Consider the following 17571-nt stretch of genomic DNA (forward strand, 5'->3'; position numbering starts at 1 on the left):
GTTTCCTTAATTCAAAGAGCCCAGAGTCAGGCCGTTACAACGGGTTTATGAGATTCTGCACGGGCGAAGAACGCGAAGATCTCCTGGAAGTACCGATCCCGGTGCTTCTTATGGTTTTCCAGGTGGCGACACGCTTCGAAGCCGACCACATGCAGGGATGTGCAATCCAGGCTCAGCCTTGTCACACTCGCCTCGGGGATATAGCGGTCACTCAACCCGTAGAAGTAAGCGATTGGCAGGTGGTGAACGCTCTTGAGGGAATGGTCGATCGCACAAGTACCGGTAGGCACTGCCAGACGGCTTCCGCTGATCCAGCGCATGGCAAGGCGTAACGGACCACGCGTGAAATAGCTGCGAACCGAGACAGGCACGCTGTCCAGAACTGCCGAGGTGAAGGGCGAGGCGTCCCGTGCCAAGGCATGTGACAGGTGGTAGCCACCAAATGAGCAGCCCACAAGATGAATCGGCAGGCCTGGGTATTCCCGGGCGATCTTTCGCGCAATGGACAAGACGTCATCGGCGAATGCATGACCACCGATGGTGCTGCGCCCAAAGCCTTTGAAGTTGAAGGCAATGACGTGGTAGCCCTGTTCCAGGAATACCTGATCGATGCCGTTCTCAAAAAAGTAGTGCATGCCATATTTCAAGAACGGATGGCAAAGCAGCACAACACCCTTGGCTTTGGCTGGGTTGGCCAGCAACACCGCACCTTCCAGCTTGCTGCCGTCGCTGGCCGTCTCAACGAAGCCCTCGGCCCGGCTGGGTACGTCGCGCTCCCACCCTTGTACCTGCCTGAACATCACGCGAATGAAAAGTTTGGAAATGGCTATTCCAAACCGGGTGGGGGACTGTTCAACCGCTCTCATGCGCGTCTCCATTGCCTGGCTTTCATCTCGGCATAGCCAAAGGCGGCCTCGTAACTTGGGCCAGCTACCCAAGCGCTGAGAAATTGCACGCCCTGCACCGGGAAGCCGTGATGGAAGACATGCCCTTTGAGGTCGGTACCCACCATCGCCCCGTAGCCAGAGCCATCAGTGTTATTGGTGAAGCGCACATAGGTATGCGGGGTTGCCACTTCCGTATGCAGAATGTGACCACGCAGTTCAGGAATCTGAGCCAGCAGCCGCTCTACCAGCACCTCACACGCGCGTTGCTTTTTCGCGCGATATTGCGCCGTACGCCTTGCAGGCCAATGTGCGATGGAATCAAGCACATTGATACACACGACCTTGCCGCCAGCGGGCGCCAGGGCGTGATAGTTGGTGACCTCGATCGGGGACATGGCCCAGAAGGCTTGTTCACAGAGCTCTGGCTGAAAACCACTGCGCTCGGCGTTGATGCGCAGCTCGGCTGCCAACGCGGGGTCCGCAGCAAACAGCATCGACTCGCTATGCCGCAGCCCCAGCTGTTCGGGTGCTTGATCCGTGGTCAGGTACACCGTGGTGGTCGAGCGTGCCGGCTTCAACGCGGCCAGCTTCTCTCGGGTGCTCGTCAGGTCCACATCCGCCTGGAACAAATGCTCCACAGCATAATGGGGTGAGGTATTGATGAAGACCTGTGGCGCATGAAACTCACCAGCACGGGTGCGTACCCCCGTGACATTGCTTTGGTTGTCGGTGGTCACCTCTTCTACAGGCGTGCTGAGCATGATCTTGCCCCCGGCCTGTTCGATCTGCTGCGCCAGCAAGTCGGACAAGCGTTGGGAAGAGCCTGCGACATAGGCGTTGCCGCGATTGAGCGTGGCATACACCACATGCAGGTAGTACAGGTAGCCCAGATCCTCCGAGTAGCCGCCAACATAAATGCCAGGGGCTGCCAGAATTTCAATCAGGTAGGGGTCATCGAACAACTCATGCAACGCTTCACGCACGGTCTTGTGCTTGAGGTTACGATGGGCCCAGCGCAACTGCGCCATGTCAGGTTCGAAACTGCCATCGAGCATCTGGAACTGGTAGTACCCGTTGCGCCCATAGGTGCGTACCTGAGTGAAAAAGGTAACCAAGGGCTCTGCCTGATGAGGGAACCGTTCGATCAGTTGCCGTTCGACCTGGTCGGCATCGTTAGCCAACGGCAGCGCCGTGCCGTTCTGGTAGGCGCAGAAATAGTCGTTGGGGTAGACCAGGTTCAGTTCATCCTCAAGGCCCAGATCCCGCAGGATGCGGATGAGGTTGCCCCCTTCCGACATGCCGCTGAGCTTGTGCAGGCTGCAATCGAAAATCGCCGATTGCTTGGGCCGGCTGAACGTCGAGGCATAGCCCCCAACCACAATATGCTTGTCGAGCATCAGGACGCGTGCACCGCGATCACGCTTGACCAGCATGGCCGCGCAGGCCAGGCTCGTGATCCCGGTACCCACGAAGACCGCGTCCCAGGTCGAAGAACTCATTGCCGCAGCCCCAACTTGTCGATCCAGGCGTAAATTTCGGCGAAGCGAGCGTCGTTCAGTCGAGCATTGTTCGGTGAGCGCCAAACCTCTTCGATTTTCGCCTTGTCATCCACTGCAATCGGAAACGCGAAGGAAGTGTGCAACGCGATCTCGGGGTTGTAGGTGAACATGTCGATCAGCGCCGGAATGATTTTCCGGCTCATCGCTTTAACCTGGGCGATCGATTCAGCGCTGGCAGTTTCGAAGTAGGACTCGCTGATCCAGCGGCCAAAGGCGATGTGCCGTGCCTCGTCATAGTGATGCTCACGGAACAGGGTACGGGTCATGGGTTCGACCGCAGCGCCCTGGGAGGTGTGCATGGCTCCCATTTCGGCAACCCATTCGATCAATAGCGTGAACAACACGCCAACCGCCGGCTCCATTTTCGGCAGTGTCTGGGTCAGCAACTCATAGAGCCCGACCGGTGGGTTCCAGATCTGTAGGCCAGCCTTGGCCATGAAGCGCTTGAAGGTGAGGGTATGAACGATCTCTTCCTTGGAAAAGATCATCAGGTATTCCTGCAGGTCCGGCGAAATACGGTCATGGAACTGGGTGATGTAGCCCATGTACAACGGCGGAATGGTCTGCTCGAGCCAGATGAACATGGAAATGTCACGGCCCGTCTCGAGCCAGGCCAATTCCAGTTTCTGGGCCTCGGTCAAGCCTTCGCAATAGCGTGTTCCATTGATCCACAGATGCTCGGGATCCTTGGGGTAGAGGCTTCGATTGATGTCCTGGTCCCATGGTAGTACGGTCGCGTGGTCCATCGTCTTGTGATGCGACACTTCGCTTAACTTGCGAACCTTCGACTCCCTCGCCGGGGAAATAGCGAGCACACTGTTGGTCAGCGTAGACATTTCCTGCTCCTCCATGAATTGGGCCCAGCGGCTCAGGCCTCGACGGCAGTCGATTCCTTGAGCTCAACAATGAATTCACAGAGCTGGCGCAAAGTGGCGATCTTGCGGGTGACGAACGAATCCGGGTTGATCGCCACGCCGATCTTTTTCTGCACGACCACCTGCATCTCGACGAAGTCCAGGCTGTCGAACTCCATTGCTTCAATGGTGGTATCGAGGGTCACTTCGTTGTCGTCGACATCCTTGAGGTCCAGGATCAGATCACGAACGATGGTGAATACTTGGTCAACGGTGGTCATTGTTTCGCTCCTGTGGGGGTGAGAACGGTTTTAATCATCAAGCCTAGGGTTATGGTCATCACATGGCTGCCGCTGACGACGACACCCAGGTCGAGGGTGCCGACGGCCTTGCCTGGTGTTTCAATCAACAGAATGTTGTCGATCTCGCAGCGGATATCGGATTGCAAACTGCCCAATGAACGCAGTTGCGTGCAGAACGTGATCTGGTGACTGGTCTGGACGACCAGGTGATTGGTGATGTCCTCGATACGCTCGGGAACCTGGTGTTGGGCAAATTGCCCGGACAGGCGCTCGAAGATCACCCCCAGATGGTTGCGGATGAAGTGGGAAAATATCAGCGCATCCAGTGCCACCCAATCATCTAGCCCCTTGCCCAACCCGTCACGAAACTGGGTAAGCCAAGCCTCTACATATTCCCGGTCAAGCGCGAAGCCTGGGGATTTCGATGTCCACGTTGGCGGCGGAACTTGAGACACATGGCCGAGCACATGCTCGCCTTCACTTTTTTCTGAACGCAGCGTAAATGCAGTGCTTGCACTGCGGGGGCGGGTAGCAAGCGCGACAGGGCAGTTGCGCAGGACCGGCGCCTTCAGTAGCGCCTTGAACTGTACCCAGTCCTCATCGCGGCCCTCGGCAACACGCCCCATTTGATGTTTGATTGGCAGCAGCGCCAGCATGCCGTGCACCACGACATCCGCGGCGTCCATGCGCCGCGCTGCTTCCAGGTCAAAATGGATAGGGTTGCGGTCGCCGGAAAGATCAGCCCACGCTTCGATCTGTTCAGGGCCAAATTGCCACTGCATGATCATTGCACCTTACGCAGCATGATGCCGGCATTGGCGCCACCGAACCCGAAGCTGAGGTTCAGCACGTTTTCCAGGTGCTGTCCGTGCAAGTGCTCGTTAGGGACGAAGTTCAGGTCGCACTCAGGATCGGCCTCATCCAGATGGATGGTGGCCGGGATCGTTCCGCGGGCAATGGCTTTGAGGCAGAAGATTGCTTCCATCGAACCTGCTGCACCAATCAGGTGGCCGGTGTACGACTTGGTGCTGGACATCGGAATGCCATGGGCAGCGTCACCCAGCGCCAGTTTGATGGAGCGGGCTTCGTTGACGTCGTTCAGCGGGGTGGAGGTGCCATGCAGGTTGATGTAATCGATGTGCGGCGCATCGACACTGGCTTGCCTGCACACTTCCTGAATCACCCGCACTCGAGCCAGCATGTCCTCGGCCGGGGCCGTCATGTCGAAGGCGTCCGAGTAGTTGGCGTAGCCGGTGATTTCGCCAAGGATCTTGGCGCCGCGGGCCTTGGCCAGCTCATAATCCTCAAGACACAGTACCGCTGCGCCTTCGGACAGGATAAAACCGCTTCGCCCTTTGCTGAACGGACAGCATGCCAGGCGCGGGTTTTCCTGCTCCTTGCTCAACGCCTGGATGACGTCGATCGACCAGACGTTGAACTGCTCTTTCAACGATTCGCTGCCACCGGCGATCATCATTTTCGCTCGACCGGCACGAATCGCTTCATAGGCCTCGCCAATGGCGATGGTGCCAGTTGCGCAGGCTGCCACCGGGCTGTTTTGAACGCCGCGCATGTTCCAGTTCATGGTGATGGCAGCCGTCGCGGCATTGCACATCGACATGACCGTGGCGAACGAGGTGGAAATGCCTTGTTGGCAGTATTCGTTGTTGTTGAAGTTCGCCGTGTCCAACCCGCCCCAACCGGTGCCGAGAACGACACCACGGTCGAACGGTGCGACCACGTCATCCAGTGGTGTGTCGCCATAAGCCATGTGCAATGCTTCATGGGCCGCCACCAAGCTGTACTTGGCGAACAGAGGCAACATCTTGGAAATCTTCTTCGAGAACGGTCGCATGGCCTCGCGGCCAAAGTCATCGATAAAACCGAAGAAGCGCGCATGGATCGTCGGATCATCAAAACGGTGCAGACGATAGCCGATCTGGTAATCCATCATCGCGTCCCAGATAGCATCGGCGTTCTGGCCGAGCGAGCAGATCGCACCGTAACCAGTAACGACGACGCGGCGAGGTGCTGGAGAGGCTGGCTTTTCCATTGTCTTCCCTGATTGATGTGCTGACGTGACAACCCTTGTATGAACAAGGGCGGCATTGAGTGCAGGCGATAACTGCCAGGGCCGAAGGTACGATGGTTTTCGATACCCACCGCAACCGTGCGCCTGGCAAATAGCGTCTTGTAAGTTGTGAAAACTGGCGTCCTACACAACGCCCCGAGAAGTGTGCCCAATTTTGCGATGACGACAACTGTATCTAGGTGCAGGTGTTTGGTATTTGGAGAAATACCGACGGCCTGCATGCACTTAAGTACAGGTTGCTCAGCGCCGTCAGTTGATAGAATCAGCAGGTTGTTATACCAACGCCCACGCGAACGCCATACCTGAGGCAAGGGAACAGCCCAACATGATAACTATCGACTTTCACAAGATTGAATACCGTCGTGACCCGCATCCCTGGGTTGCCGAGTTATACGGCTTACGCAAGCATGTCTTCTGTGATCGCCTTAATTGGAAGGTCGCTGTGAGAAATGGCATTGAATTGGATGAATATGACAATTGGAACACGACTTATCTGGTTGGCACTTGCCAAGGCATACCGTTGGCAGGCCTTCGCCTGATCAATACACTGCACCCTTATATGGTTGAAGGTCCCTTTCGCGATTTCTTCAGTTGCATACCGCCCAAGCGGGCATTGATGGCTGAATCCAGCCGCTTCTTCGTCGACAAGACCCGTTCACGCAAGTTGGGCCTGGCGCACTTGCCATTGACCGAAATGTTGCTTTTCAGCATGCATGACCACGGCGAACTGACCGGCTTGAAATCGATCGTCACCGTGGTCAGCGATGCCATGGCGCGCATCGTTCGACAGGCAGGCTGGCACTACCAGATTCTGGACAGCGGCGAGGCGTCGCCGGGTGAGACGGTGCATTTGCTGGATATGCCGATCAGCTCGTCCAACCGCCTGCGACTGCTTGAAAGCATTGCGCGTAAGCAACCGCTGTCATCCCTGCAGACCCAGCAGTGGCCGTTGAGCCTGCAGTTGCACGATGTATCCGACAACCACATCGCCTGATCAGATGATGCCCTGTCGCTTTGCCTCGTAGACGGCTTGCTTGGCGTTGCCGACCTGCAATTTGCCAGAAATGTTCGACATGTGGAATTTCACTGTGCGCTCTGAAATTCCACAGTCCGTGGCAATTTCGCGGTAGGTTTTGCCGCGCATGACCAGTTGCAGCACGCCCAGTTCGCGGGTGGAAAGCGGCCCATCGGCCGCACTGGAAAACAGCTGATCCGTTGTGCGCGAGGTCATCAGCCAACTATGAAATTCGATCAGTAGCAGTTGCAGCTGGCTTTGCTGCTTGGCCAGACGCCGATCAAAATCTACCTGCGAACCCGCATCGCACACACTCAAGGCACAGAATGTCCCGGAAGCATCGCGCAGGGTGAATGTGGTACCCGAGCAGATTTGATAACGGGTGGCGCGCCTGAAGAAGTCCACGCCTTCGGGACCGCTGTTGGCAAGGGCATCGTGCCAGGAGAAGGGGGTGATCTCCTTGAGCCCATGTTTGATGATCGGGTCAATCAGATAGCTCTTGTTATCTTTATAGCTTTTGACCCAACTCGGTGGGTAATTTGAAATGATAATCGGTTCTACGTTGCGATTGTGCGTAGCCGCGTAGTAAGCGTATTTCAAATCCTTCAAACCACACAATTGACGCTGCAACTCGTCGTGCAGGTGTGTGATGGGGTGGTTTTTATCGCATGTCGTGGCTGCGTCCCGGTTTCGACTTTCCATGTCGTCTTCCCTGCCGTTTTTACGGCGCCAATAAACTGGCAGAGCCATTGCGCCGTGCAAACCCTTTTAGAGTTGTTGTTCGAAGAGATCGTGATTCTCGGATTACCGCGCAAGCGTGATGGTCGGAGATATTAAAAAGTAAGTCAATGAGAATGCTGGATCTCTGGTTACCCGTTTTTCGTGGCTATCGAGATTACGTCCAAAGTACGTATCGCATGTTACATATAGATTGCGACTTTCGGATAAGTTCAACGATGGTTCTATTTGCTGGCCGAGGCCATCAGAACCCCAAAACAAAAGAAGGTAATACCGGAGAGCTTGCCGACGATTCGCGCACCACGGTTGGTCGACAACCAACCCCTGGCACCACTGGCCATCAGTGCGTAGCCGGTGTGTACCAGCACGACCAGCAACGCGTAGGAAGAGACCAGCAGGAAGAACTGCCTGTAGTAGTTGGCCTGCGGGCTGATGAACTGTGGGAACACCGCCAGAAAGAAGAATCCAGCCTTGGGATTCAGCAGCTGGATCGACAACGCTTCGACGAAGCGCCGCCAAGGTTGCGTGGCGGTCACGGTGAGCTCCGGGATGAAACGCTGGGTACGCCACATCTTCACCCCCAAGTACAACAGGTACAACGCGCCGACGTACTTGAGTACGGTGAACGCCGTTGCCGAGGTCGCCAGAACCAACCCCACGCTACTGGCCGAGAGCCCAGCGACGATGAAAGCGCCCAGGGCGATACCGAAGATCCCCGTCAGAGCACCGCTCCAACCGTGGCGCAGGGCATTGGAGAGAGTCAGCACCACCCCGGGGCCGGGGCTCAATACGGTAAGGGTCGCGAGGATGAGAAACAGTCCATAACTGGCCATGCAAGGTGCCTCCTGGCAATAAATTCAACAGCTACCGGGTGTCCGCAGCCTGGACTGCTCCAAGTAGCCCCGGTTAACAACGCGCCTGTACCGACCACGTGCAGCGTGGCCCATTGGATCTGCCCCTTCAGCCTGTGACAACCTTTATTATCGAGACGCATGAAAAGCCCTCCATCCGGAGGTCTTTTCATTTCTGATATTCAGAAAACGGCCACTCACTCATACGATCCAGATCATGATCATGGCCTGACGCAGCGAGTGGGGCTCATCAGATTTGCATGGCCATGCCATCCACATTCATCGCCGCCTGGCGCAGGGCCTCGGAGCGCGTCGGGTGTGGGTGGCAGGTGAGGGCGATATCTTCTGCCGAGGCCGAGAACTCCATAGCCACGCAGAACTCACCAATCATCTCGCTGACGCTTGGGCCCACCAGGTGCACACCCAGTACTTCATCGGTTTCGGCATCGGCGATGACCTTGGCGAAGCCTTCGGTCTCGTGGTTGATCTTGGCACGGCTGTTGGCGGTGAAGGGGAACTTGCCAACCTTGTAGACACGTCCTTCGGCCTTGAGCTGCTCTTCAGTCTTGCCCACGGTGGCCATCTCCGGGCGGGTATAGATCACGCCAGGGATGAGGTTGTAGTTGACCTCGTGGGGCTTGCCGGCGATGCGTTCGATACAGGCCACCGCTTCGTCTTCGGCCTTGTGCGCTAGCATCGGGCCCGAAGTGACGTCGCCAATCACCCAGACACCCGGCACTGAGGTACGGTGGTGCTCGTTGCCGAGCATGCCGCGCTTGTCGGTTTCCAGGCCCACGCTTTCCAGGTTCAGCCCTTTGGTATAAGGACGGCGGCCGATAGCCACCAACACGTAGTCGGCTTGCAGCGATTCTGCGGTACCACCGGCGGCAGGCTCCAGCGTCAGGCTGACGCCATCGGCACCTGCGGTAGCCTGAGTCACTTTACTGCCCAGCTTGAACATCATGCCTTGCTTGGCGAGAGCCTTCTGCAGGGCCTTGGCGGTTTCCGTGTCAGTGCCTGGGCAGATGCGGTCCAGGTATTCGATGACAGTGACCTGACTACCCAGGCGGCGCCAGACCGAACCCAGCTCAAGACCGATCACGCCAGCACCGATGACGACCAGGTGCTTGGGCACTTGCGGCAGCGACAGCGCGCCGGTCGAGTCAATGATGCGCTGGTTGTCGACGGTCACACCTGGCAGAGGGGTAGGCTCAGAACCGGTGGCAATGACGATGTCCTTGGCCTGCAATGCAGTTTCGCTTCCGTCTTCGGCCTTGACCACGACCTTGCCGATGCCATCCAGGCGGCCCCAGCCTTTGATCCACTCGACCTTGTTCTTGCGAAACAGGTATTCGATGCCCTTGGTCAGGCCTGTCACGCTCTCATCCTTCTGTCTCATCATCTGGGCGAGGTTGAGGGTGGGCTTTACTTCGATACCGAGGTGGGCGAACTCGTCACCGCTGGCAGCTTCGTAAAGCTCCGAAGCATGCAGCAGTGCCTTGGATGGCATGCAGCCGACGTTCAGGCAGGTACCGCCCAAGGTCGAGCGGCCTTCCACGCAGGCAACGCTCAGGCCCAACTGGCCAGCACGGATGGCTGCGTTGTAGCCGCCAGGGCCACCGCCGATGATCACCACGTCATAGGATTTCATGGGTTCAACTCCAGGATATAGAAGTGCGAGAGGGCACAAGGTTAAGCTGAGACGCACAGATTGTATACAATCTGCTGTGTGGATAAGATCAGTTGGTTCTAGACCATGGTCTTGCTTAGAGGAAACATCCTACAGATGAACTACTCTGATCCGGTGACGTTCGAAATATTAGGCGTCGTGGCCAATTACGGACAGGAGGGGTGTTTCATGCTTGCTCAACTTCCACCTGCATTGCAGAGCTTGCATCTGCCGCTGAGGCTGAAGCTGTGGGACGGCAACCATTTTGATCTTGGGCCTAGTCCTCAGGTCACGATTTTGGTCAAGGAACCACAGCTGATCAGCCAGTTGACCCACCCAAGCATGGACCAGCTAGGCACCGCATTCGTCGAAGGCAAGCTGGAGCTGGAAGGCGATATCGGTGAGGCCATCCGCGTGTGCGACGAGCTGAGCGAAGCGCTGCTGGCGGATGAGGATGAAACGCCGCCGCAACGGTTGTCTCATGACAAGAGCACCGACGCCAAAGCGATCTCCTACCACTATGACGTGTCCAACGCCTTCTACCAGCTTTGGCTGGACCAGGACATGGCCTATTCTTGCGCCTACTTCCGTGAGCCGGACAATACGCTCGACCAGGCGCAGCAGGACAAGTTCGACCACCTGTGCCGCAAGCTGCGCCTGGATGCCGGTGACTACCTGCTCGATGTTGGCTGTGGCTGGGGCGGGCTGGCGCGGTTCGCTGCCCGTGAATATGGCGCCAAGGTGTTCGGCATTACCCTGAGCAAGGAGCAATTGAAGCTCGGCCGCAAGCGTGTGCAAGCGGAAGGGCTTGCCGACAAGGTCGACCTGCAGATTCTCGATTATCGCGATCTGCCCCAGGATGGTCGCTTCGACAAGGTTGTCAGCGTGGGTATGTTCGAGCATGTCGGGCATGCCAACCTGGCGCTTTACTGCCAGAAGCTGTTTGGGGCGGTGAGGGAAGGGGGGCTGGTGATGAACCACGGCATCACTGCCAAGCACGTCGATGGCCGACCGGTCGGGCGCGGGGCGGGTGAGTTCATCGATCGCTATGTATTCCCCCACGGCGAGCTGCCGCACCTGTCGATGATCAGCGCCAGTATCTGTGAAGCCGGGCTGGAGGTAGTGGACGTGGAGAGCCTGCGCCTGCACTACGCTAAAACCTTGCATCACTGGAGCGAGAACCTGGAGAACCAGTTGCACAAGGCGGCAGCGCTGGTGCCTGAGAAGACCCTGCGGATCTGGCGTTTGTACTTGGCCGGGTGTGCCTACGCCTTTCAGAAGGGCTGGATCAACCTGCACCAGATACTGGCAGTGAAGCCATACGCCGACGGGCATCATGACCTGCCCTGGACGCGGGAAGACTTGTACCGCTGAAATCGTAAGTGTCTCAGCCCTGATTTGGCTTTGCAGGAGCGGCCTTTAGCGCGAAAAGGCCGCTTTCAACGGGAGTGCTCACCCTAAAGAATCGGCGATATCAGCCGCGCAATTCGCATCCCCAATTGCTGCAGTCGATGGGTATCTTGGGTGTCTTCTGCAGTAATTTCCCGCGCTTGTTCGAAGTCTTCCTGGAGCATGTGCTCGACCTGGTCCGCGAAGCCGCGATCGACGGTCAGCAGGGTAATCTCGAAGTTCAGGCGGAACGATCGGTTGTCCAGGTTGGCACTCCCAATGGCGCTGACGTCATCATCCACCAGCACTACCTTCTGATGCAGAAACCCGGGTTGGTAACGGAACATACGTACCCCCGCGCGCACTGCTTCGAAGGCAAATAGGCTGGAGGCGGCGTAGACGATGCGGTGGTCAGGGCGTGACGGGATCAGCACCCGCACATCGACTCCTCGTAGTACCGCCAGCCTCAAGGCGGCGAACACGGCCTCGTCAGGGATGAAGTAGGGGCTTGTGATCCACACCCTGCGGGTGGCCGAATGAATCGCTTCAAGGAAGAACAGCGAGCAGGTTTCCTGTGAGTCTGCCGGGCCGCTGGCCAAGGCCTGACACAGCACGCCGTTGTCCGGGTACGTATCGGGCAGGATCAGCGGCGGTAGCTGGCGCGTGGCCCAGTACCAGTCTTCGGCGAATGACTCTTGCAGGCAGGCCAGTACCGGACCGCTGATCTGTACGTGGGTGTCACGCCAGGGTGAAAGCTGTGGATGTTCACCCAGGTACTCGTCTCCCACGTTGTGACCGCCGAGGAAGCCGAGCAACCCATCCACTACCACAATCTTGCGATGGTTGCGGAAGTTCACCTGGAAGCGGTTGAACCAGCCGCGACGGGTGGCGAATGCATGGATCTGCACACCGCCGTCACGTAGCAACTGGCTGTAGCTGGCCGGCAAGGCGTGGCTGCCGACACGGTCGTACAGCACGAACACCTGCACGCCTTCGGCGGCTTTACGTAGCAAGAGTTGCTGCAGTGCCTTGCCGAGGGTGTCGTCATGAATGATGAAGAACTGCACCAGTACCACATCGCGTGCTTTCTCGATGGCTGCGAAGATCGCATCGAAGGTGGCCTTGCCGTTGATCAACAATTTCACCTGGTTATTTGCCAGGCATGGCATGCGACCTAGCTTGGGCATGGCGCGCAAAGCTGTATAGCTTTCCGACTCGCGGGCGGCAAGGGCTTCTTCAACCCAAGGCCGCCAGTTGAGATTGGCCATGGCCACGTGCATTTCCTGGTTGGCCTGGCGCCGAGCCTTGATGTAGGCATAGAACGAGCGGGCGCCGAAGATCAGGTAGGGGATCAAGGTGAGGTAGGGGATGAAGAGCAAGGGCATCGCCCAAGCAATGGCGCCCTGGGCTGTCCGTACGGTGAATAGCGCATGCAGTGCGGCGACAATACCCAGCAGATGGATCAGGCCGAGTAGGTAACCAAAGAAGTAGGGGCTGTGGTAATCCATATGCATCCTGCTTGCCGAGTACACTTGAGGTAACAGAACACGTTCCCGGTCCGCCTGCAACCCGCAGGCGGATTTGGCGTCTAAGGCTCAGTCCGGCCCGTTTGACCGGCTTTTTTCCAGGAGCGTTCGTCCATGAAGAATCGTCTGCCACTGTTGGCGTTGGCCCTAGGCATGAGCAGTCCGCTGGTGCAAGCCCAGATGCTGCAACCGGGTTTGTGGGAGCTGACCACCAGCAACATGCAGGTCGATGGCAAGCCGCTACCCGACATGGAATTCATGCTCGGCCAGTTGAAGAACCTGCCGCCAGAGCAGCGCGCGATGATGGAAGGAGTGTTGGCCAAGCAAGGGGTAAGTATAGGTGGCAAGGGTGTGCGTTCGTGCCTGACGCCAGAACAGGTGGCAACGAATGACATTCCGCTGCAGGACCCGAAATCGGGCTGCACGCAGAAAATTACTGACCGTACCGGTAACGTGTGGAAATTCCAGTTCAGCTGCCCAAAGGCACAGGGTAGTGGCCAGGCTACATTCCTCAGTGATCGGGAATTCACCACCCAGGTCAGTGGCACGTTCAACGCTTCGGGTGTGCAGCAGCAAGGCAGCATGAACACGCGTGCGGTGTGGTTAGGCAATGATTGCGGGGCGGTCAAACCGCGCAGCTGAAATCCCCACTGGTGAGTGGCAACCGCGTCGTGGGCATGCAGGCTCGGATAGTTCCACGTGGAACATTTCATTTCGATCCTTGCCTCGATGCGGTTACGGCTTAGCTTTTCGGTCTGACAAAGGGCTGGTCAAGGCTGGCGTTTTCAGCACGAGCTCGACGCTGACTTACAAAAGAGGCGGCAGAGAAAAAGCGTTCTAAATAAAAGCAGGGGTCAACGGCACCCCTCGATCAAGCTGCAATGCAGCTTGAAGCGCTCCCCGCTGGAGCTGGATACGCGGTTCAAAGTGGTCCAGCCTACGCGGCGGCTGTAACCCACCCAGGCCTCACCATCGCTGGCCAGGCCTGTAAAAAAAGTCAATGTGCCATAGCGGCTGTTGGTTTGTGCCCACAGCCGGCGGCTGCTGAAGTCGTAGCCGCGAAGGTAGAACGTGCTGCCTTCAGTACGCACACTGTAATAACTGCCTTTGCCGTCCTGGCAAGCGAGCAGCGTCGCACTTCGCGTACAAAGGGCCAGTGTTTGGTTTTGTGGCATGGCCAACAGGGAAGCAGGCATGGCGAGTAACAGCAATGCCATGACGCGTGGCAGATTCATTTTTCATCCTCTGTGAGCACTCGTCCGTCGAGAACCACTTGGCGAAAGTGTATTGTTACCTTATAACATTATGCAATGCATCGTTTCGAATGCGTCTGCCTGAAGAGGTTCGCCATGTCCAATCGTCTCCCCGTCACCGTGCTGTCCGGCTTTCTCGGCGCCGGCAAGAGCACGCTGCTCAACCATGTGCTGCGCAACCGCGACAACCTTCGGGTCGCGGTTATCGTCAACGATATGAGTGAAATCAACATCGATGCCAGCGAGGTGCAGCGCAATGTCAGTCTCAACCGCGCTGAAGAGAAACTGGTCGAGATGAGCAACGGCTGCATTTGCTGCACGTTGCGCGAAGACCTGCTTGAGGAGGTTGCGCGGCTGGCCGAAGAGGGGCGTTTCGATTATTTGCTGATCGAGTCCACCGGTATCTCTGAGCCACTGCCAGTGGCTGAGACTTTCACTTTCCGCGACGAGCAGGGTCGCAGTCTGTCCGATATGGCGCGATTGGACACCATGGTCACCGTGGTCGATGGCTTGAACTTCCTGCGCGACTATCAAGCAGCAGACAGCCTGGCCAGCCGCGGCGAAACGTTGGGCGAAGAAGACGAGCGGTCGATCAGTGATTTGCTGATCGAGCAGGTCGAGTTCGCAGATGTGCTGCTGCTGAGCAAGATCGACCTGATCAGCCAACATGAGCGCGAAGAACTCATCGCCATTCTGCGCAGCCTCAATGCCCGGGCGCAGATTGTACCCATGGTCATGGGCCAAGTGCCGCTGGCACGTATCCTCGACACCGGGCTGTTCGACTTCGATCAGGCGGCCCAGGCACCAGGCTGGTTGCAGGAACTGCGCGGTGAGCATGTGCCAGAAACCGAAGAGTACGGTATCGCGGCCATGACCTGGCAGGCTCGACGCCCGCTTCATCCACAGCGCTTTTACGACTTTATCCACAAGGACTGGAGTAACGGAAGGCTGCTGCGTTCCAAAGGCTTTTTCTGGTTGGCCAGCAAATATCAGGAAGCAGGCAGTTGGTCGCAAGCGGGTGGCATGATGCGCCATGGTCTGGCTGGCCGCTGGTGGCGCTTCGTGCCACGCGAGCAGTGGCCACAGGATGTGGATAACACCAGCGAGATCTTGAAACACTGGACCGCTGAGACCGGTGACTGCCGCCAGGAGTTGGTGTTTATCGGGCAGAATATCGACTTCGAAAAATTATCCACAGCCCTCGATGCATGCCTGTTGACGGATCAAGAAATGGACATGGGCCACATGGGCTGGTTGCGCCTACCTGACCCATTTGGCCCATGGCATGAGGAGGCGGCAGCATGAACCTGGCGCACCGACCTGTGGATATCTTTCAGGTGTTTGGCGAGACGCCCCAGGTGCTGGCCGAAGTGCTGCAGGATGGCGTAAACCTGGCTGTATGGCGGCGGCGCTTGCCGGCACAACTGGAGGACTTTGCCGCACTGGTGATCAGCCTTGGCCAGCCCTTGGCTGATCAGCGGGTAATTGATGTGGACGAGGAACAGAAGCCGGTATTGCCAGATCTGCTGCGTGAAGCTGCGGATTTGCATGGATATGAAGCTTTCGTTGCTGATGTGACCTGGTTGGTGGCGGCTTATACCTGCCTGGTTGGCGCACGTCGGGTCGGTTTGCGCTTGCGCGTTCTGGACGGTCCCATGTGTCCACGCTTCCATGTGGATAACGTACCTTTGCGCCTGCTCACCACCTACGTCGGCCCAGGTAGCGAATGGTTGCAAGAACGGGATAGCGGTCGTGGTGAGTTACACACAGCTGAACCATCTGTGGATAACATCCAGCAACTGCAAGCCGGTGAGGTGGCGATACTCAAAGGTGAAAAATGGCAGGGTAATGAAGGGGCAGGCCTGGTTCATCGGTCGCCTTCGGCACAGCAGGGGCGTTTGCTGCTCAGCCTTGACTGGCTGGCCTGACAGCGCATAGTGAGGCATCACCGCCGCCTGAAGCCACGCCATGTTGCAGAACATTCCCACCCATGTAATTGCTGGCCCGCTGGGTGCTGGCAAGACCACTTTGATCCGTCAATTGCTGGCTCAGCGACCCGCAAACGAGCGCTGGGCGGTATTGATCAACGAGTTCGGCCTTGTCGGCCTGGATGCAGCCTTACTTAGCCGTGACGAGGACGGCATCGCCATCGGCGAGGTTGCAGGCGGCTGCCTGTGCTGCGTCAACGGCATGCCGTTCCAGGTGGGCCTGGGCCGATTGCTACGCAAATCGCGGCCTGACCGGCTGTTTATCGAACCTTCCGGCCTGGGCCATCCGTTGCAGCTGCTGGCTCAGTTGCAACAAGCGCCTTGGGTTGGAGTGCTGACAATTCAGCCACTCTTGATGGTTGTGGATGCCCAGGCCATGGCTCGAAACGAGCCGCTTCCAGAGGCTCAACAGCAGGCTTTCAATGCCTCTGAACACGTGGTTTTCAATAAATCAGAGGCTGTGGATGAACAACATAAGTTGTTGATAACTAATAAATTTAAAGAAAAGAGCATCATGTGGACCGTGCAAGGGCAACTGCCGCTGTCCGGCCTCCCGACGGCATCTCCACAGATTGTTGACAGCTCATTACTGAAAAACCAGATTGTCGACAATCCTGGAATCGCTCCCGCATTACTGTGGACAGACCCCCGTCAGCCGATCTGCCTTGCCCAGCAAGGGGAGGGCGGTTGGAGTATTGGCTGGCGGTGGCACCCTGGCCAAGAGTTTTATCCACAGCGGCTGAAGGCTTTCTTGTGTGCTTTGCCATGGCGACGGGCCAAAGGAGTTATCCACAGCATGGAGGGGTGGTGGTCATTCAATGGGCTGAATGGGGATATGCCCGCTTGGCAGCCCAGCGACTGGCGCAGGGATAGCCGTATCGAGCTGATTTTCGATCAGCCGCAACCGCAACCCGCGTTGCAAGCCGGGTTGAATGAATGTCGCGTCAGTTGATCAGTTGCGCCAGCGGTTGTGCTCCTGGCGCCATTGCTGCATCTCTATGACGTTGTCGGCGCGTGGTGGGGTCTTGATTTCGAACGGGTAGGGCGCCAGTTCGATCTGCACGCTGTGGGCGCCGAACTGGGTCGCGGTGCCGGGGTGACGTTGCTCACCCGTGACGGTGAATTCGAAGGCATAGACGCGTGCCAGGCGCTTGCGGCCATTGGCATCCCGGACAAAGGCGATGCGCTTGAGCGCTACGGCATCATCAAGCAACTCCAGGTCGAGTTTGGCGCAATGCTGTTTGACCCGTTCCAAGGCCTTTTCACGCAACCCATGGTTGTGCCACAACCAAGCGCCTGCCGTGGCTACCAGCATCAGGACGAAGAGGTTCTCCAGGGTCAACATTTGCATATGCTCCAAACAGATAGATCCAGCTTAACTGCGTTCCTGGCCTGTCGTACAGGTAGCAATCGAGTTCATACTGCGCTGCGCACAATCCTTGAAACAG

Annotated in this window: 18 protein-coding genes; 6 read left to right on the top strand and 12 right to left on the bottom strand. The window is 57.5% G+C overall.

Annotation, left to right across the window (positions count from 1 at the left end; translation table 11 throughout):
* Nucleotides 1-26: 26 nt before the first annotated feature.
* From J3A98_RS24380 to J3A98_RS24405, 6 genes are read right to left on the bottom strand one after another with little or no spacing between them, the layout of a single operon-like run.
* Nucleotides 27-878 carry an alpha/beta fold hydrolase gene (locus J3A98_RS24380; protein WP_245354970.1) on the bottom strand — a complete coding sequence of 284 codons (852 nt, stop codon included), beginning with the start codon at nt 876-878 and terminating at the stop codon, nt 27-29.
* Nucleotides 863-2386, bottom strand: coding sequence for an NAD(P)/FAD-dependent oxidoreductase (locus J3A98_RS24385; RefSeq protein WP_209969055.1), 1524 nt, complete (start codon nt 2384-2386; stop codon nt 863-865). The genes J3A98_RS24380 and J3A98_RS24385 overlap by 16 nt, the downstream gene beginning before the upstream one ends.
* The gene (locus J3A98_RS24390) at nt 2383-3282 is read right to left on the bottom strand and encodes a diiron oxygenase (RefSeq protein WP_176682946.1); all 900 of its coding nucleotides are present in this window, start codon (nt 3280-3282) and stop codon (nt 2383-2385) included. Before J3A98_RS24390 ends, J3A98_RS24385 begins: the two co-directional genes overlap by 4 nt.
* Nucleotides 3283-3314: 32 nt before the next feature.
* Entirely contained in the window at nt 3315-3581 is a 267-nt protein-coding gene (locus J3A98_RS24395; protein ID WP_176682945.1) for an acyl carrier protein, read from the bottom strand.
* Complete coding sequence (locus J3A98_RS24400) at nt 3578-4384, bottom strand: MaoC/PaaZ C-terminal domain-containing protein (RefSeq protein ID WP_209969059.1); 807 nt, start codon at nt 4382-4384, stop codon at nt 3578-3580. The genes J3A98_RS24395 and J3A98_RS24400 overlap by 4 nt, the downstream gene beginning before the upstream one ends.
* Nucleotides 4385-4386: 2 nt before the next feature.
* Nucleotides 4387-5655 carry a beta-ketoacyl-[acyl-carrier-protein] synthase family protein gene (locus J3A98_RS24405; RefSeq protein WP_176682943.1) on the bottom strand — a complete coding sequence of 423 codons (1269 nt, stop codon included), beginning with the start codon at nt 5653-5655 and terminating at the stop codon, nt 4387-4389.
* 364 nt (nt 5656-6019) lie between these two features.
* On the opposite strand from J3A98_RS24405, the gene J3A98_RS24410 reads away from it, so the two are divergent.
* Nucleotides 6020-6688, top strand: coding sequence for an acyl-homoserine-lactone synthase (locus J3A98_RS24410; RefSeq protein ID WP_176682942.1), 669 nt, complete (start codon nt 6020-6022; stop codon nt 6686-6688).
* Here J3A98_RS24410 and J3A98_RS24415 read toward each other — a convergent pair whose 3' ends face one another.
* The 3 genes from J3A98_RS24415 to lpdA all read right to left on the bottom strand — a co-directional run bounded on the left by J3A98_RS24415 (nt 6689) and on the right by lpdA (nt 9949).
* Nucleotides 6689-7411: a LuxR family transcriptional regulator gene (locus J3A98_RS24415; RefSeq protein ID WP_209969062.1), complete on the bottom strand. Its 723-nt coding sequence runs from the start codon at nt 7409-7411 to the stop codon at nt 6689-6691.
* A 260-nt stretch (nt 7412-7671) separates the two neighbouring features.
* Nucleotides 7672-8280: a LysE family translocator gene (locus tag J3A98_RS24420; RefSeq protein ID WP_209969064.1), complete on the bottom strand. Its 609-nt coding sequence runs from the start codon at nt 8278-8280 to the stop codon at nt 7672-7674.
* A gap of 268 nt (nt 8281-8548) precedes the next feature.
* The gene (gene lpdA, locus J3A98_RS24425; protein ID WP_176682939.1) at nt 8549-9949 is read right to left on the bottom strand and encodes a dihydrolipoyl dehydrogenase; all 1401 of its coding nucleotides are present in this window, start codon (nt 9947-9949) and stop codon (nt 8549-8551) included.
* A gap of 207 nt (nt 9950-10156) precedes the next feature.
* Here lpdA and cfaB point away from each other — a divergent pair, with 207 nt between their 5' ends.
* Nucleotides 10157-11341, top strand: a complete 1185-nt coding sequence (cfaB, locus tag J3A98_RS24430) for a C17 cyclopropane fatty acid synthase CfaB (protein WP_021785301.1) — start codon at nt 10157-10159, stop codon at nt 11339-11341.
* 83 nt (nt 11342-11424) lie between these two features.
* On the opposite strand, the gene cls is transcribed toward cfaB, so the two are convergent.
* Nucleotides 11425-12864 carry a cardiolipin synthase gene (cls, locus tag J3A98_RS24435; protein ID WP_209969067.1) on the bottom strand — a complete coding sequence of 480 codons (1440 nt, stop codon included), beginning with the start codon at nt 12862-12864 and terminating at the stop codon, nt 11425-11427.
* A 132-nt stretch (nt 12865-12996) separates the two neighbouring features.
* Between cls and J3A98_RS24440 the strand changes: the two genes are divergently transcribed.
* A complete protein-coding gene (locus tag J3A98_RS24440; protein ID WP_176682936.1) occupies nt 12997-13524 on the top strand; it encodes a DUF3617 domain-containing protein in 528 nt (175 codons plus the stop codon).
* A 212-nt stretch (nt 13525-13736) separates the two neighbouring features.
* On the opposite strand, the gene J3A98_RS24445 is transcribed toward J3A98_RS24440, so the two are convergent.
* Complete coding sequence (locus J3A98_RS24445; protein WP_176682935.1) at nt 13737-14117, bottom strand: glutamine synthetase; 381 nt, start codon at nt 14115-14117, stop codon at nt 13737-13739.
* Nucleotides 14118-14231: 114 nt separating this feature from the next.
* Here J3A98_RS24445 and zigA point away from each other — a divergent pair, with 114 nt between their 5' ends.
* The 3 genes from zigA to J3A98_RS24460 are packed head-to-tail and all read left to right on the top strand — an operon-like array spanning nt 14232 to nt 17075.
* Nucleotides 14232-15440: a zinc metallochaperone GTPase ZigA gene (gene zigA, locus J3A98_RS24450; protein WP_209969070.1), complete on the top strand. Its 1209-nt coding sequence runs from the start codon at nt 14232-14234 to the stop codon at nt 15438-15440.
* Nucleotides 15437-16063, top strand: coding sequence for a DUF1826 domain-containing protein (locus J3A98_RS24455; protein WP_209969072.1), 627 nt, complete (start codon nt 15437-15439; stop codon nt 16061-16063). Before zigA ends, J3A98_RS24455 begins: the two co-directional genes overlap by 4 nt.
* A 40-nt stretch (nt 16064-16103) precedes the next feature.
* Nucleotides 16104-17075 (top strand): CobW family GTP-binding protein, encoded by a 972-nt coding sequence (locus J3A98_RS24460; protein WP_209969075.1) that lies wholly within the window; start codon nt 16104-16106, stop codon nt 17073-17075.
* Here J3A98_RS24460 and J3A98_RS24465 read toward each other — a convergent pair whose 3' ends face one another.
* Entirely contained in the window at nt 17076-17468 is a 393-nt protein-coding gene (locus tag J3A98_RS24465; protein ID WP_003253259.1) for a DUF3301 domain-containing protein, read from the bottom strand. It lies immediately after the preceding gene.
* Between the last annotated feature and the right edge of the window lie 103 nt (nt 17469-17571).

The sequence above is a fragment of the Pseudomonas sp. BP6 genome, from assembly GCF_017875935.1.
Classification (GTDB): domain Bacteria; phylum Pseudomonadota; class Gammaproteobacteria; order Pseudomonadales; family Pseudomonadaceae; genus Aquipseudomonas; species Aquipseudomonas putida_Y.